The sequence below is a fragment of the Pseudomonas sp. SORGH_AS_0199 genome, from assembly GCF_031453735.1.
GTDB lineage: Bacteria > Pseudomonadota > Gammaproteobacteria > Pseudomonadales > Pseudomonadaceae > Chryseomonas > Chryseomonas aestiva.
Genome location: NZ_JAVJAE010000001.1, coordinates 1,689,518 through 1,703,313, shown reverse-complemented (window position 1 = coordinate 1,703,313; position 13,796 = coordinate 1,689,518). Strand labels below are relative to the sequence as shown.

Annotated in this window: 16 protein-coding genes; 10 read left to right on the top strand and 6 right to left on the bottom strand. The window is 67.9% G+C overall.

All coding sequences use genetic code 11. The features are described 5' to 3' along the window. Positions 1-5: 5 nt before the first annotated feature. Positions 6-791, bottom strand: coding sequence for a tRNA cyclic N6-threonylcarbamoyladenosine(37) synthase TcdA (tcdA, locus tag QE444_RS08075; protein WP_405046411.1), 786 nt, complete (start codon positions 789-791; stop codon positions 6-8). A gap of 84 nt (positions 792-875) precedes the next feature. Here tcdA and dapE point away from each other — a divergent pair, with 84 nt between their 5' ends. From dapE to QE444_RS08060, 3 genes are read left to right on the top strand one after another with little or no spacing between them, the layout of a single operon-like run. Continuing rightward, on the top strand, positions 876-2,018 hold the full coding sequence (gene dapE / locus QE444_RS08070) for a succinyl-diaminopimelate desuccinylase (RefSeq protein WP_309737760.1): 1,143 nt from the start codon (positions 876-878) through the stop codon (positions 2,016-2,018). Beyond that, entirely contained in the window at positions 2,015-2,827 is an 813-nt protein-coding gene (locus QE444_RS08065; RefSeq protein WP_285389866.1) for a putative RNA methyltransferase, read from the top strand. The genes dapE and QE444_RS08065 overlap by 4 nt, the downstream gene beginning before the upstream one ends. A gap of 5 nt (positions 2,828-2,832) precedes the next feature. Further along, positions 2,833-3,216 (top strand): hypothetical protein, encoded by a 384-nt coding sequence (locus QE444_RS08060; protein WP_133862935.1) that lies wholly within the window; start codon positions 2,833-2,835, stop codon positions 3,214-3,216. 41 nt (positions 3,217-3,257) lie between these two features. Here QE444_RS08060 and QE444_RS08055 read toward each other — a convergent pair whose 3' ends face one another. Then, positions 3,258-3,470 carry a cold-shock protein gene (locus QE444_RS08055; RefSeq protein WP_133862934.1) on the bottom strand — a complete coding sequence of 71 codons (213 nt, stop codon included), beginning with the start codon at positions 3,468-3,470 and terminating at the stop codon, positions 3,258-3,260. Positions 3,471-3,841: 371 nt separating this feature from the next. Here QE444_RS08055 and plsB point away from each other — a divergent pair, with 371 nt between their 5' ends. The 4 genes from plsB (at position 3,842) to QE444_RS08035 (ending at position 8,727) form a co-directional block, all read left to right on the top strand. Beyond that, positions 3,842-6,352, top strand: a complete 2,511-nt coding sequence (gene plsB, locus QE444_RS08050; protein WP_273862007.1) for a glycerol-3-phosphate 1-O-acyltransferase PlsB — start codon at positions 3,842-3,844, stop codon at positions 6,350-6,352. A gap of 48 nt (positions 6,353-6,400) precedes the next feature. Then, entirely contained in the window at positions 6,401-6,883 is a 483-nt protein-coding gene (locus QE444_RS08045; protein ID WP_309737757.1) for a YbaY family lipoprotein, read from the top strand. Positions 6,884-6,954: 71 nt separating this feature from the next. Continuing rightward, positions 6,955-7,680: an AraC family transcriptional regulator gene (locus QE444_RS08040; RefSeq protein WP_273862005.1), complete on the top strand. Its 726-nt coding sequence runs from the start codon at positions 6,955-6,957 to the stop codon at positions 7,678-7,680. A 102-nt stretch (positions 7,681-7,782) separates the two neighbouring features. Beyond that, entirely contained in the window at positions 7,783-8,727 is a 945-nt protein-coding gene (locus QE444_RS08035; RefSeq protein ID WP_309737754.1) for a DMT family transporter, read from the top strand. 29 nt (positions 8,728-8,756) lie between these two features. Here the strand turns inward: QE444_RS08035 and ung are convergent, their stop codons facing one another. The 4 genes from ung to QE444_RS08015 all read right to left on the bottom strand — a co-directional run bounded on the left by ung (position 8,757) and on the right by QE444_RS08015 (position 11,527). Further along, positions 8,757-9,452 carry a uracil-DNA glycosylase gene (gene ung, locus QE444_RS08030; RefSeq protein WP_133862944.1) on the bottom strand — a complete coding sequence of 232 codons (696 nt, stop codon included), beginning with the start codon at positions 9,450-9,452 and terminating at the stop codon, positions 8,757-8,759. Positions 9,453-9,516: 64 nt separating this feature from the next. Next, on the bottom strand, positions 9,517-9,816 hold the full coding sequence (locus QE444_RS08025) for a hypothetical protein (RefSeq protein ID WP_309737752.1): 300 nt from the start codon (positions 9,814-9,816) through the stop codon (positions 9,517-9,519). A gap of 85 nt (positions 9,817-9,901) precedes the next feature. Further along, on the bottom strand, positions 9,902-10,354 hold the full coding sequence (locus QE444_RS08020; RefSeq protein WP_309737750.1) for an NUDIX hydrolase: 453 nt from the start codon (positions 10,352-10,354) through the stop codon (positions 9,902-9,904). Positions 10,355-10,405: 51 nt separating this feature from the next. Next, positions 10,406-11,527, bottom strand: a complete 1,122-nt coding sequence (locus tag QE444_RS08015; protein ID WP_133862929.1) for a glycerophosphodiester phosphodiesterase — start codon at positions 11,525-11,527, stop codon at positions 10,406-10,408. Between the two features lie 143 nt (positions 11,528-11,670). Here QE444_RS08015 and QE444_RS08010 point away from each other — a divergent pair, with 143 nt between their 5' ends. From QE444_RS08010 to QE444_RS08000, 3 genes are all read left to right on the top strand, one after another. After that, positions 11,671-11,886, top strand: a complete 216-nt coding sequence (locus tag QE444_RS08010; protein ID WP_309737747.1) for a cysteine-rich CWC family protein — start codon at positions 11,671-11,673, stop codon at positions 11,884-11,886. Beyond that, a complete protein-coding gene (locus QE444_RS08005) occupies positions 11,886-12,590 on the top strand; it encodes a pseudouridine synthase (protein WP_309737745.1) in 705 nt (234 codons plus the stop codon). Before QE444_RS08010 ends, QE444_RS08005 begins: the two co-directional genes overlap by 1 nt. 61 nt (positions 12,591-12,651) lie before the next feature. Then, positions 12,652-13,623: an aldo/keto reductase gene (locus tag QE444_RS08000; protein WP_309737743.1), complete on the top strand. Its 972-nt coding sequence runs from the start codon at positions 12,652-12,654 to the stop codon at positions 13,621-13,623. The last annotated feature ends 173 nt before the right edge of the window (positions 13,624-13,796 follow it).

The window sequence follows — 13,796 nt, the reverse complement described above, 5'->3', positions numbered from 1 at the left end:
AAGCCCTACCCCCTGGGCTTCTGGATCAACTTGTCCACGGCGCGGGCCGCGGCGACCATGCCGAAGGTGGCGGTGACCATCATCACCGCGCCGAAGCCGCCAGCGCAGTCCAGGCGGACGCCTTCGCCGACGAAACTCTTCTGCTGGCAGACGCTGCCGTCCGGCTTGGGATAGCGCAGCTGCTCGGTGGAAAAGACGCAGGGCACGCTGTAGTGGCGGCTGGGATTGCGCGAGAAGCCGTAGTCGCGGCGCAGCAGCGAGCGCACCCGCGAGGCCAGGGGGTCGTTGTAGGTGCGATTGAGGTCGACCACCTGGATCTGGGTGGGATCGATCTGACCGCCGGCGCCGCCGGTGGTGACGATGGCGATCTTGCGTCTCTTGCACCAGGCGATCAGCGCCGCCTTGGAGGCCACGCTGTCGATGCAGTCCAGCACCAGGTCGAGTTCTTCGGTGATGTAGTCGGCCATGGTCTCGCGGGTGACGAAGTCCGCCACCGCCTTGACCGCGCAGGCCGGGTTGATGGCCTGGATGCGCTCGGCCATCACCGTGACCTTGGGCCGCCCCACCTGCCCTTCCAGCGCATGTACCTGCCGATTGGTGTTGCTGACGCAGACGTCGTCCAGATCGAACAGACTGATGCGACCGACACCGCTGCGCGCCAGGGCCTCGGCGGCCCAGGAACCCACCCCGCCGATGCCGACCACGGCGACGTGACTGACGGCCAGGCGCTCGACGGCCTCCTGCCCATAGAGCCGGGCGATCCCGCCGAAGCGTTGTTCATCGAACGTCATGAAGGCTTTCCACAAAAGCCACAGTATAGGTTTTCCTTTACCATACCGCTCCCCCTGAACCCTAGCTGCCTCCCGGGACCCGCCATGACCACCGCCCTCACCCCCACCCTGGAACTCGCCTGCGACCTGATCGGCCGGGCTTCGGTCACGCCGCTGGACGAAGGCTGCCAGGCCCTGATGATGCAGCGCCTGGAGCGCCTGGGCTTCGCCCTCGAACCCCTGCGCATCGAAGAGGTGGACAACTTCTGGGCGCGGCGTGGGGGCGAGGGTCCGGTGCTGTGCTTCGCCGGTCACACCGACGTGGTGCCCACCGGCCCGCTGGAGGCCTGGCAGCAGGCCCCCTTCAATGCCCATGTGGATGCCGACGGCATGCTGCGCGGTCGGGGCGCCGCCGACATGAAGGGCAGCCTGGCGAGCATGATCATCGCCGTGGAGCGCTTCGTTGCCGACCATCCCGAGCACCATGGCGCCATCGCCTTCCTGATTACCAGCGACGAGGAAGGCCCGGCCCTGCACGGCACCCGCGCCGTGGTGGAGCGCCTGCGCGCGCGCGGCGAGCGCCTGGACTGGTGCATCGTCGGCGAACCCTCCAGCACCCGGTTGCTGGGGGACGTGGTCAAGAACGGTCGCCGCGGCTCGCTCAACGGCCGCCTGACCGTGCGCGGCAAGCAGGGCCACGTGGCCTATCCGCATCTGGCACGCAACCCCATCCACCTGGCGGCCCAGGCCCTGGCGGATCTGGCCGCCGAGCAGTGGGATGCGGGCAACACCTTCTTCCCGCCCACCAGCTTCCAGATTTCCAACCTCAATTCCGGCACCGGCGCCGGCAACGTGGTGCCGGGCGAGCTGCAGGCGCTGTTCAACTTCCGTTTCTCTACCGAATCCACGGTGGAAGGCCTGCAGGCCCGCGTAGAGGCCATCCTCGATCGCCACGGCCTGGACTGGCACATCGACTGGTCACTGTCCGGCCTGCCCTTCCTCACCGAGCCGGGCGACCTGCTCGACGCCGTCTCGGCCAGCGTGGAAGCGGTCACCGGCTATCGCCCCGAAGCCTCCACCAGCGGCGGCACCTCGGATGGTCGCTTCATCGCCACCCTGGGCGCCCAGGTGGTGGAACTGGGTCCGGTCAACGCCACCATTCACCAGGTGGACGAGCACGTCCTGGCCAGCGACCTGGATCTGCTGACCGAGGTGTACTACGGCACCCTGGTACGGTTGCTGGCATGAAGCTGACCTGTCCGCTCTGCCAGGCCCCGCTGGCCGAACTCGAGGGTGGCGTCGGTTGCGCCGCAGGCCATCGCTTCGACCGCGCCCGCCAGGGCTATCTGAATCTCTTGCCGGTGCAACACAAGAAGAGCCTGGACCCGGGCGACAACGCCGCCATGGTCGAGGCACGCCGACGCTTTCTCGATGCCGGCCACTATGCGCCCCTGGCCGAGCGCCTGGCGCACCTGGCCGCCGAACGCGCGCCCCGGCGCTGGATCGACGTGGGCTGCGGCGAAGGCTTCTATACCGCGCGCCTGGCCCAGGCCCTGCCCGCCGCCGACGGCTATGCCCTGGACATCTCCCGCGAGGCGGTGCGCCGCGCCTGCCGGCGTACCCCGGCGCTGACCTGGCTGGTGGCGAGCATGGCGCGCCTGCCGCTGCCGGACGCCAGTTGCCAGCTGCTGGCCAGCGTCTTCAGCCCCATCGACTGGAGCGAAGCCCGGCGCGTGCTGACACCCGGCGGCGGCATCCTGCGCCTGGGGCCGGCCAGCGCCCACCTGCTGGAGCTGCGCCAGCGGCTCTATGACGAGGTGCGCGACTATGCCGAAGACAAGCACCTCCAGGATCTGCCGCCGGACCTGGAACTGGCTCACAGCGAGGGGCTCGAATTCGTGCTGCCACTGGCCGAGCGCCAGACCCGCGAAGACCTGCTGGCCATGACGCCCCACGGCTGGCGCGTCAACGCCGAGCGCCGCGAGCGGGTCCTGGCCGAGCCCTTCGAGGTGCGGGTGGCAGTACGTTACGATTGGATCATCAAATCCGGAGCCTAAGCCCCATGCGCCAGCCCGATATCGAAATCTACCTCAAGGACGTCGATCAGGACGCCATCTCGGCCTGGCTCGAACAGGTGTTCGCCATGCCCTGCGTCTGGCAGGCGCACGGACAGACCTTCAAATGCACCCTGCGCTATGGCGGCGAGTCGATTCCGGTGACCTGGCTGCCGAAGGCAGTCGGCAAGTGGCACAGCCTGCTGCTGGAAAGCGATGTGTCGCCCTGGGTGGATGACCTGGCCTGCGCCCGCGATGCCTATGCAGCCCTCCAGGTACAGGTGCGCTGCGCCCCGAGCGGCTGGAGCGAGGAAGAAGAGGAAGAAGCCGCCGATCGCTGGCTGAAGGTGACGGACGCGGGCGTCGAAGAGATTGTCTGGCGCACCGAGTGAACTGAAGGCGCGAGGAGCCTTGCGCTCCTCGCGCAACGGATCTAGACCTGGGCGACGTCTTCGGCCTGGAGACCCTTCTGGCCCTCGATCACCGAAAACTCCACCTGCTGGCCTTCGTTCAGGGAACGATGACCTTCACCGCGGATGGCGCGGTAGTGAACGAACACGTCGGCACCGCCTTCGCGTTGAATGAATCCATATCCCTTGGCGTCATTGAACCACTTGACGGTCCCGGTTTCGCGTTGCTCACCCATCACATCTCTCCGAAGCTTTCTGGATTTCCTATCCCCGCTCGCCACAAGCTGGGCGCTCGGGTTGCTTTGTTGTATCGGTACAGATCGCTCGCCGGACCGGTCGCCAGGCTGGCAGCCCGATTCCGACCATCGGCAAGAACCTGCCGATGCCTTATGAAGCATGGCTTTCCCAGTAAAAGCAACGTTCTTTACGCAAAGTGCCAGCATGGCTGAAAGCCGCGCCAATGCCGGGTTTTCGACGATCTGAGCGGCATTTTTTCGACAACGGGGACAAGCCGCCGACTACCGGGTCGAAGAGAGAACAACACGGGCGGTTTTACGCCCGCCAGGCCATCCGGCACACTGCCGCCCCGTCACTCCGGTAGCCCTCCATGACCCGTTCGCCGCTGCGCCTGCTGGCCTTCTCGCTGCTCAAGCGCCTGCTCTATCTCTGGGTCCGCTCCGAGACCACCCAGGCGGCCAGCCTGCTCAGCCGCATCGATCCCGCCAGGCCGGTGCTCTATGTCCTCCCCGAGGCCTCGTTGAGCGATCTGGCGGTGCTCGACCGGGAATGCCGCAAGGCCGGCCTGCCGCGACCGCTACGCCCGCTGGTGCTGGGTAGCAAGACCGAGCCACTGGCCTACTTCAACGCCACCGGCAAGGCGAACTGGCGCGGCCGCCCAGCCCGGCGCTCGGTACCCCCTACCCTGCGCCGGGTGGTGGCCGCGGTAACCGAGCAGCAGCTGGAAGACGTCCAGCTGGTACCGGTCAGCGTCTTCTGGGGCCAGTCGCCGGATCGCGAGACCAGTCCCTGGAAACTGCTCTGGGCGGACAACTGGGTGGTGACCGGACGGCTGCGCAAGCTGGCGCGCATCCTGGTGCTGGGCCGGCTGACCCGGGTGCAATTCTCCAAGCCGCTGTCGCTGGGCGAACTGGCCAGCCAGCGTCCCGATCCGCAACGCCTGGAGCGCCTGGTGATGCGGCAGCTGCGCATCCACTTCCGCAACGTGCGCCAGGCGGTGATCGGCCCGGACCTGTCGCACCGCCGTACCCTGTTGCGCGGCCTGCTCCGCGCGCCCCAGGTACGGGCGACCATCGCCCACGAGATCGCCCAGCGCAAGGCTACCCCCGGGCGCATCGAAGACGAGGCGGCGCACTATGCGCGCGAGATCGCCTCGGACTTCTCCTATCCGGTGGTGCGCTGCCTGGACGTCGGCCTGCGCTGGTTCTGGAACAGCATCTATGACGGCGTCACGGTCAGCCACATCGAGCGGATCCAGGAGATGGCGCCCGGTCATACCGTGGTCTACGTCCCCTGCCACCGCAGCCACATCGACTACCTGCTGCTGTCCTACCTGCTGTTCCAGAACGGCCTGACCCCGCCGCACATCGCCGCCGGTATCAACCTGGACATGCCGGTGGTGGGCAACATCCTGCGCCGTGGCGGGGCCTTCTTCATGAGGCGCAGCTTCAAGGGCAACGCCCTCTATGCGGCGGTGTTCAACGAATACCTGCACAGCCTGTTCAGCCGCGGCTTCTCCACTGAATACTTCGTCGAGGGCGGTCGCTCGCGCACCGGACGGACCCTGCAGCCACGCACCGGCATGCTGGCCATGACCCTGCGCAGCTTCCTCCGCGATTCGCGGCGCCCTATCGTCTTCGTACCGGTGTACATCGGCTACGAGAAGGTCTTCGAGGGCCACACCTACCTGGGCGAGTTGCGCGGCGCGGCCAAGAAGAAGGAATCCATCTTCGACCTGGTCAAGGTCTTTGGCGCCCTGCGCCAGCGCTTCGGTCGGGTCTGGGTCAACTTCGGCGAGCCCATCCCGCTGCAAGGCTTCCTCGATGCCCGCCGTCCAGGCTGGCGCGACGAACCCCTCGACGAAGACCTGAAGCCCGCCTGGTTCAATTCGGTCACCCACGAACTGGGCGAGCGGGTGGTCCGCCGCATCAATGCCGCGGCGGCCGTCACCCCGGTCAACCTGGTGGCCCTGGCGCTGCTCTCGACCAACCGCCAGGCCCTCGACGAAGGCGCCCTGGTACGCGCCATCGACCTCTATCTGGATCTGCTGAAGCGGGTGCCCTACTCCACCAGCGTCACCCTGCCCGAGGGCGACGGCCAGGCGATCATCGAAGAGGTGCGCGCCCTGGGTTTCCTCTCCGAGCAGCAGGACGCTCTGGGACGCATCCTCTACCTGGACGAGCAGAACGCGGTGCTGATGACCTACTACCGCAACAATGTCCTGCACCTCTTCGCCATCCCGGCGCTGATCGCCAGTTTCTTCCAGAACACCGGGCGCATGACCCGCGAGCTGATCCACAGATTCGCCCTGGCGCTCTATCCCTATCTGCAGGCCGAGCTGTTCATCCACTGGGAGCGCGAGGAGCTGCCGCTGGTGCTGGACAGCTGGCTGGAGGCCATGGTGGAGCGCGGCCTGCTGCGCATCGAGGACGACGTCTTCGTGCGTGCGGCGCCCAGCTCGCGGCAATTCGTCCGCCTCACCCTGCTGGCGCGGGCCATCCTGCAGACCCTGCAGCGCTACTACATGACCACCGCGCTGATCCTCAACCACGGCCAGAACAGCCTGACCGCGCCGCAACTGGAAGAACTCTGCACCGTGATGGCCCAGCGGCTGTCGGTGCTGCATGGCCTCAATGCGCCGGAATTCTTCGACAAGTCGCTGTTTCGCCACTTCATCCAGACGCTGCTGGCCGAGGGTGTGCTGCGCAAGGCCGACGACGGCACCCTGGGCCATCACGAATTGCTCGGCGAACTGGCCGAAGGCGCCGGCAAGCGGGTGCTGCCGGCGGAGATCCGCCTGTCGATCCGTCAGGTGGCGCTGGACCGACCCGATGCGCCCGACCTGCCGGATCCCGAATCCCCTGCGGTCGCCGGCAACTAAGCCGGCGTCCATGGGTCACAGCAGTCGATTTCAGTCCAGGATCTACCCATGAAAAGAATCGCCACCCTGCTCGCCACCTCGCTGCTGCTCAGCGCCTGTAGCGGGCTGCGCCCCGGTCCCGCGACGCCACCGCCGCCCGCCGGCCAGCCGCTGCCGCCCACCGAGCAGCCGCATACCACCACGCCTGGCGTGCCGGCCCAGCCGAGCATGACCAGCCTCAGCGGCCAGGCCACCTTTACCGCCAACGAGCCGGTGCCGCCCACCGCCAAGCTCACCGTCAGCCTCTACAGCGCCAGTGCCGGCGACACCCCTGCCGGTCGCCTGGCCCAGCGCACCCTGTTCGTCAAGCAGCCCGGCCAGGTGCCCTTCCGCCTTGACTACGCCCCGGCCAAGGTCAAGAGCGGCGAGCGCTATCTGCTCAGCGGGCGCATCCTCCTCGGCGGTCGCCCGCTGTATCTGAGCCAGGAGCCGGTGGCCGTGGACCTGAGCAATGGTGGCGAAGTGGAGTTGCCGCTGCAGCCGGTGCGTTGAGGTCCGTAGGGCCCGGGGCGACATGCTAGGATCAAGGCTCTCGACCCCCCGCTTCGCCACCGAGGTGCGCCTTGACTCCCCGTCTCGCCATCAAGCGCTATCAGGGCGAACACCAGCCCCATGCCCATGCCTTCGCGCAGCTGGTGCTGCCCATCCAGGGCGGCATGGAGCTGGAGCTCGCCGGGCGTAGCGGGACGCGGTTGCATACCGGTCTCGCGGCCCTGGTGGCGCCCGATTGCGGTCATGCCCAGCAATCCGAGCCAGGCAGCCGCTTTCTGGTGATCGACTGCGCGGCCGACTGGGTGCCTGCTCCGCTCCTGGATCGCGCGTTACGGCAGCCGGGCCTGGCGATTCCGCCTGCGACCCGCCAGCTGATCGCCTTCGCCGAGCTGACCTCGCCTGACACCCTCGACCAACACGCGCCCGAACTCACCCGTCTGCTGCTCGCCTCGCTCACCGCCGCGACCGCCAGCGCGGCCTTCGACCGCCTGCTGGTCCAGGTGGAGGCCCAGCCTGCAGGGGACTGGAACAATGCGGCCATGGCCCGCCTGGCGGGCCTGGGGCTGACCCGGCTGCACCTGCTGTTCCACCAGCGTTTCGCCCAGACGCCCCAGGCCTGGCTCACCGACCTACGGTTGCGCCAGGCGCAGCGCTGGCTCGCCGACAGCCGCCTGCCCATCGCCGACATCGCCCTGCGCGTCGGCTTTTCCGACCAAGCCGCCCTGACCCGCGCCATGACCCGCCGCCAGGGCATCAGCCCGGCCGCCTGGCGGCGCGGTCAGCGACTGCCGGGGTAGGCAGTCCAGGTACGCAGTCCAGGTAAAAAACCCCGCAGTCTCGCGCAAGACCGGTCCAGGTCGCCGTCACCACACTGGTGTCGAATCGGTGGAGACGGCGCGATGCAGGAACGAGAACTGTCGGCAGTGGGTATCGGCTACGGGCTGGCGGCAGGCCTGTGCTGGGGCGTGATCTTTCTGGCCCCGGCGCTGGTCCCTGACCTGAGCGGCGCCCAATTCGCCGTGCTGCGCTTTCTCTGCTACGGACTGGTGTCACTCGGGCTGTTGCTGCCCTGCTGGCGCCGACTGCGCAGGCAGCTGACCTGGGCCGACGGCACGCGCCTGTTCTGGCTCAGCCTGATCGGCAACCTGGCGTACTACACCCTGGTCGGCGTGGGCGTGAAGCAGGCCGGTATCGCGGCGACCACCCTGATCGTCGGCCTGATCCCGCTGCTGGTGGCCCTGGCCGGGCAGCGCGACGCGGGCGCTGTGGGATTCGGTCGCCTCTGGCCATCGCTCTGCTGCGCGCTGCTCGGCGTGGTCCTGATCAGCTACGAGACGCTGACCACCACCGCGGTTGGCGAGCGGCCTGCCCTGGGCCTGCTGTGCGCCTGTGGCGCCCTGCTGGCCTGGAGCTGGTTCGCGGTGGTCAACACGCGCTTTCTGACCAGGACGCCGATCGGCGCTCACGATTGGGGCCTGCTGCTGGGCGGGATGACCGGTGCCCAGGCACTGCTGGTCGCGCCCTGGCTGCTGGGAGAAGAGCTGGCGTTGCGGGCACCGGCGGACTGGCTGCAGCCGCTGCTGGTGGCTGCCGGCGTGGCGCTGCTTGCCTCGGTCATCGGCGGCGCCTGCTGGAATCAGGCCAGCCGCCGGCTACCCCTGACCCTGAGTGGTCAGGCCATCGTCATCGAGACCCTGGCCTCGCTGACCTATGGCTTTCTCTGGAGCGGGCGCTGGCCGACTCGCCTGGAATCCCTGGCGATTCTCCTGCTCATGCTCGGGACGAGCTGGTGCCTGCAGTGCCACCGGCGCCCGTCTCGGACAGTCGCGGCAGGGGCGACCTGAACGCGAGGGTCGTGGCCGGCTGCGCCCTCCTACGCCAGCGGTGGCAGCGCCCAGTCGATAGGGGTGAGGCCGGCGTTGCGCAGGAATTCATTGGTGCGGCCGAAGTGGCCGTTGCCGATGAAACCGCGGTGGGCCGACAGCGGCGAGGGATGCGCCGACTTGAGGATCAGGTGCTTCTGGGGATCGATGAGCGTCTGCTTGCTCTGGGCATGGCTGCCCCAGAGCAGGAACACCAGGTTCTCCCGCTCGGCGCTGACCACCTCGATGATGCGATCGGTGAATCTCTGCCAACCGGCCTTGGCGTGGGAACCGGCGTTGGCCTGTTCCACGGTCAGCGAGGTATTGAGCAACAGCACGCCCTGCTCGGCCCAGTGCTGCAGATAGCCGTGGTTGGGAATGGGCAGGTTCAGGTCGCGCTTGAGTTCCTTGAAGATATTCTGCAGCGACGGCGGCGCCGGTACCCCAGGCTGCACCGAGAAGCTCAGCCCATGGGCCTGACCCGGACCGTGATAGGGGTCCTGGCCGAGGATGACCACCCTGACCTGATCCAGAGGGGTGGTATTGAGGGCATTGAAGATCAACGGCCCGGGCGGATGGATGACCTTGCCCGCCGCCTTCTCGCGCCTGAGGAATTCGCTCAGCTGACGCATGTAGGGCTGCTCGAATTCGTCGCGCAGCGCGGCTTTCCATTGGGGGTCGAGCTTGATGCGATCGTCGTCCACGATTCGAGGCTTCCTGGTCAAGACAAGGGCAGCACCCTAGAAAAGCCGGCTGCCCCTGTCAAACCCGCTACCAGCGCGGACCGTAGCGCGGGCCCCAGCCGGGCGGACCATAACCCGGACGCGGCCCCCAGCCCGGCGGTCCCCAACCGGGACCCGGACCCCAGTGAGGCGGTGGTGGCGGTGCCGGCCGATAGTAATAGCCGTAGCCATAGGGTCGCACGATGACCACGGGCGGCGGATAGGCCGGCGTACCGTAGAAGACCGCCGCAGGAGGGGCCGGACGGCTGTAATAGCGCGGGGACGTGTCGTAGACGGTGCAGCCGGTGAAGGTCAGGGCACAGAGCGACGCCAAGAGGAAATGGCGCATGGGGAATATCTCCAGAACGGCCCGGATGGGCCTGGACAAAGCTTAAGCCCTGGCCAGGCGCCGCGCCCGGTTATCGCGCGTTCATTCAGCCGGGATTAAGAGACGCCGGTCGGCTCTCCTCCCGCTCGCCCAGGTAGTCCTGCAGCCGCGCCTGCAGATGGGGTACGGCCTGGGGATGGGAGAGGAAGTCGGCGATGCTCATCAGCTGCCAGTGCTGGCCTTCGTCGCCAAAGCGGATGGCGGCGAGTTCGGCGGGATGCAATTGCCCGGCGAACAGCCAGCTGGGCAGATAGCCGGGTTGGCGCGGCGGATAGCAACGCCCCCAGATCAGCCGCGCCTCGTCCAGCACCAGGCCGAATTCTTCTTCCAGCTCGCGCAGGGCGCAGCGCTCGGGCGTCTCGCCGTCTTCGCGACCACCGCCGGGCAGGTCCCAGAGGGCCGGCCAGGGGATGTCGGGCTTGTCATCACGCTGATAGACCAGGATCTGCTCAGCGCAGAGCAGCGCCAGCTTGGCACCGTTGAAGGCATGGCGGGACATGAGGAGGCCTCCGTTGGCGACGGGGAGACCGGCAGGCCTCCCCGCCTGGACTCAATAACCCAGCTGCTTGAGCAGGGCACCGGGTGCCTGCTTGGCCGGACGCTCATAGAACTTCAGCAATTCGGCGGCGCGATTGCTGAAGAAGCCATCCACGCCACGGGGCGCGAGACGCGCGTAGTCCACCGCCGAGTCCACCGTATAGGCATGCACCAGCAGACCCCGCTCGTGGGCGACGTCGTTCATCCAGGGCTTCACCAGGTCCGCATAGCTCTGGTCGCCACCCTCCTCCAGGGCCGCCGAGGGGCCGATGCCGATGGCGCCATGGGCCTTGGCCCACTCGATCCAGGCGGTGAAATCGCCTTCGGAGCGCACCTGCTGCTTGGCGTAGTAGGCCGCCTTGCTGGCCTCGCCCGACTCGGCGTAGCTCGGCCCGGGCTTGGCCGGGATGTAGTCGTCGCCCAGCCACAGCAGCAGGATCTTCGGCGTCTTCGGCATCTCCTTCTGCAACAGCTCCAGGCTGCTCTTCTCGAAGGTCTGCAGGATCACCCGCCCGGGCATGGCGGCGACGCCGGTGGCACCCGGCTTGGGCTTGCCGAGCCAGCCGCGCTGGGTCAGCTTGGCCTTGAGGTCGCGCTCGATGCCGGGGAACAGCTTGGGTTGCTTGGTTTCGATGTAGAGACCCGGCTTGTTGCGACCGCCTTCGGCGATGTCGATGACCTCGTCGAGGGTAAGGATCCTGAGTCCGGCGAACTTTGGCCGGGCGCGGTCGGGATGGGCCTGGTTGAACCAGCTGCCGGCGTCCAGCGACTTGAGTTCGGCCAGGGTGAACTGGCTGACCGGGGCCTTGGCGCGGTCGGGGAAGCGCTTGGCGACATCGGTGGTACGTTCCAGGGTGTCGTCGTGCAGGGCGATGAGCTGGCCGTCCCTGGTGCGCTGCAGGTCGAGCTCCAGGTAGTCGGCGCCCAGCTCCCGTGCCACCAGATAGGCCGGCGCGGTGGATTCGGGGGCGTCGAAGGAGGCGCCGCGATGGGCGATCACCGCCGGCCAGGGAATGCCGGCCTGGCGGGCCAGGGTCTGGCCGACATCGGCTTCGGTGGCCAGCGCCAGTTGGCTGACTAGCAGGGTGCCGGGAATGAGGGTACGGATCAGGGTGCGCAGAGCAGTTATTGTCATGGGTTCCTCGGGTGGTCCGACGATCGGAGCTAGGATGCAGCTTGCACCCTGGTTGCAACAGTACGCAGACCCCCAGCGTAGCGGACGTTACCCAGGTCGCAATTCCCGGTACTCTGCCGCCCGCTTCGCCCGACGAGATCACCATGGCCGCATCGCCCATCCCCTTCGATCCCACCCGCTGCCCGCTGTGCGGCCAGGCCAACAGCTGCGTCCTGGCGGCCGGGGGCGAGATCCGCGACTGCTGGTGCCTGCAGACGCCGATCGATCCCGCCGTCCTGGACCGCCTGCCCGCGCAAGAGCGCGATCGCCGCTGCCTCTGCCCGGCCTGCGCGGCAGGCGTCGCGAGCGAACCTCGCTGATGCGCCTGGACCGCTGGCTGGGCAACCGACCCGAGCTGGGCCGACAACTGGGGCGGCGCCTGCTCGCCGAGGGCCGGGTAAGGGTCAACGGCACCACCACCCTGCGGGCCGAGCAGGAGGTGTTCGCCTTCGACCGCATCGAGGCCGACGAGCGCCTGCTGCAGGACGGCCCCGGCGGTCGCTACCTGATGCTGCACAAGCCGCGCGGCTGCGTGAGCGCCACCGTCGACGCCCGCCATGCCACGGTGCTGGACTGCCTCGCCCCGGACCAGCGCGCCGATCTGCACCTGGCCGGACGGCTGGACTTCAACACCACCGGCCTGCTGCTGCTCACCAATGATGGCCAGTGGTCGCGCGGCCTCAGTCATCCGCGTCACAGGCAGACCAAGCGCTACCGGGTCACCACCGCCGAGGTCATCCCGCCGCAGCTGGTGGCCGCCTTCGCCGAAGGGCTCTACTTCGCCTATGAGGACCTCACCACCCAACCGGCGCAGCTGGAGTTGCTGGACGACCACAACGCCTTCCTGACCCTAGTCGAAGGCCGCTATCACCAGGTCAAGCGCATGTTCGGCCGCTTCGGCATCGAGGTCATCGCCCTGCATCGCGACCGCATCGGCGAGCTGGCGCTGGATCCCGCCCTGGCCGAGGGTGCCTATCGCCCGCTCACCCGCGCCGAGGTGGCCCTGCTACGTCCGGCGGACTAGGGGAACAGGAGCCCGGGGACACCGGTCGGGGTACAGACACGCACCACCCTGGAGACTTCCCATGCGTATCGACATCCCCTCCCTCGGCTTTGGCGGCGCCCCGCTGGGCAACATGTTCCGCGAGGTAGGCGACGCCGACGCCCGGGCGACGCTCGAAGCCGCCTGGGACGCCGGCATCCGCCTCTATGACACCTCGCCCCACTATGGCGCCGGGCTGTCGGAGCGACGTTTCGCCGAGGTGCTGGCCGACAAGCCGCGCGACGACTTCGTCCTCTGCAGCAAGGTCGGCCGCCTGCTGGAACCGGCCGACCGGCCGGAAAATGCGCCGCCGTTCGTCAACGAACTGCCCTTCAAGCGGGTGCTCGACTATTCCGCCAACGGCGCCCGCCGCTCCATCGAGGCCAGTCTGGAACGCCTCAAGACCGACCGCCTCGATCTGGTCTGGATCCACGATCTGTCCGAGGACCAGCATGGCCCGGCCTGGCGCGACTACTTCGCCCAGGCCATGCAGGGTGCGGCCAAGGCCCTCACCGAGATGCGCGAGGAAGGGCTGATCCTGGGCTGGGGCCTGGGCGTCAACCTGGTGGAACCCTGCCGCCTGGCGCTGGAGCAGAGCGATCCCGATGCCTTCCTGCTGGCCGGTCGCTATTCCCTTCTGGATCATCGCGAAGCCCTGGACACGCTCTTTCCCGAATGCGAACGCCGCGGCGTGGGCATCGTGGTGGGTGGGCCCTACAACTCCGGCCTGCTCGCCGGTGGCAAGCACTACAACTATGCCGAAGCCGAGCCGGCACTGCGCCGCAAGGTCGAGCTAATCGAGGGCGTCTGCCAGGATCACGGGGTGGACATCCGCGCCGCGGCCCTGCAGTTCTGCCTGGCCCATCCCACGGTGGCCGCCACCATTCCCGGCAGCAGCACGCCAGAGCGGGCCCGGCAGAACGCCGAACTGCTACGGGCGCCCATCCCTGCCGCCTTCTGGCGCAACCTGCGCGAGATCGGCGTGCTGCCGGAAGACGCCCCGACGCCCGCGTGAGCCGTATAGCCTGTTTAAAGCCTGCTGCGCGTCGGGCAAACGGCGTTGAAAATGCCTCCGGAATGCTCATTTACCGACTGTAAACTCCGCTTCCTCAGGCATTTTCGCCTTGTTTGTACCTGGCTCGCGAGACTTAAAACAGGCTCTAAAAGGGTGGCTGTGCTAGGCTCGCC

Coding starts and splice junctions, on each gene's coding strand:
- QE444_RS08015 (WP_133862929.1), bottom strand. CDS start 11,527: ATGACAATAACTGCTCTGCGCACCCTGATCCGTACCCTCATTCCCGGC.
- QE444_RS08000 (WP_309737743.1), top strand. CDS start 12,652: ATGCGTATCGACATCCCCTCCCTCGGCTTTGGCGGCGCCCCGCTGGGC.
- QE444_RS08060 (WP_133862935.1), top strand. CDS start 2,833: ATGCGCCAGCCCGATATCGAAATCTACCTCAAGGACGTCGATCAGGAC.
- QE444_RS08045 (WP_309737757.1), top strand. CDS start 6,401: ATGAAAAGAATCGCCACCCTGCTCGCCACCTCGCTGCTGCTCAGCGCC.
- QE444_RS08035 (WP_309737754.1), top strand. CDS start 7,783: ATGCAGGAACGAGAACTGTCGGCAGTGGGTATCGGCTACGGGCTGGCG.
- QE444_RS08025 (WP_309737752.1), bottom strand. CDS start 9,816: ATGCGCCATTTCCTCTTGGCGTCGCTCTGTGCCCTGACCTTCACCGGC.
- dapE (WP_309737760.1), top strand. CDS start 876: ATGACCACCGCCCTCACCCCCACCCTGGAACTCGCCTGCGACCTGATC.
- QE444_RS08010 (WP_309737747.1), top strand. CDS start 11,671: ATGGCCGCATCGCCCATCCCCTTCGATCCCACCCGCTGCCCGCTGTGC.
- QE444_RS08005 (WP_309737745.1), top strand. CDS start 11,886: ATGCGCCTGGACCGCTGGCTGGGCAACCGACCCGAGCTGGGCCGACAA.
- QE444_RS08020 (WP_309737750.1), bottom strand. CDS start 10,354: ATGTCCCGCCATGCCTTCAACGGTGCCAAGCTGGCGCTGCTCTGCGCT.
- tcdA (WP_405046411.1), bottom strand. CDS start 791: ATGACGTTCGATGAACAACGCTTCGGCGGGATCGCCCGGCTCTATGGG.
- QE444_RS08065 (WP_285389866.1), top strand. CDS start 2,015: ATGAAGCTGACCTGTCCGCTCTGCCAGGCCCCGCTGGCCGAACTCGAG.
- plsB (WP_273862007.1), top strand. CDS start 3,842: ATGACCCGTTCGCCGCTGCGCCTGCTGGCCTTCTCGCTGCTCAAGCGC.
- QE444_RS08055 (WP_133862934.1), bottom strand. CDS start 3,470: ATGGGTGAGCAACGCGAAACCGGGACCGTCAAGTGGTTCAATGACGCC.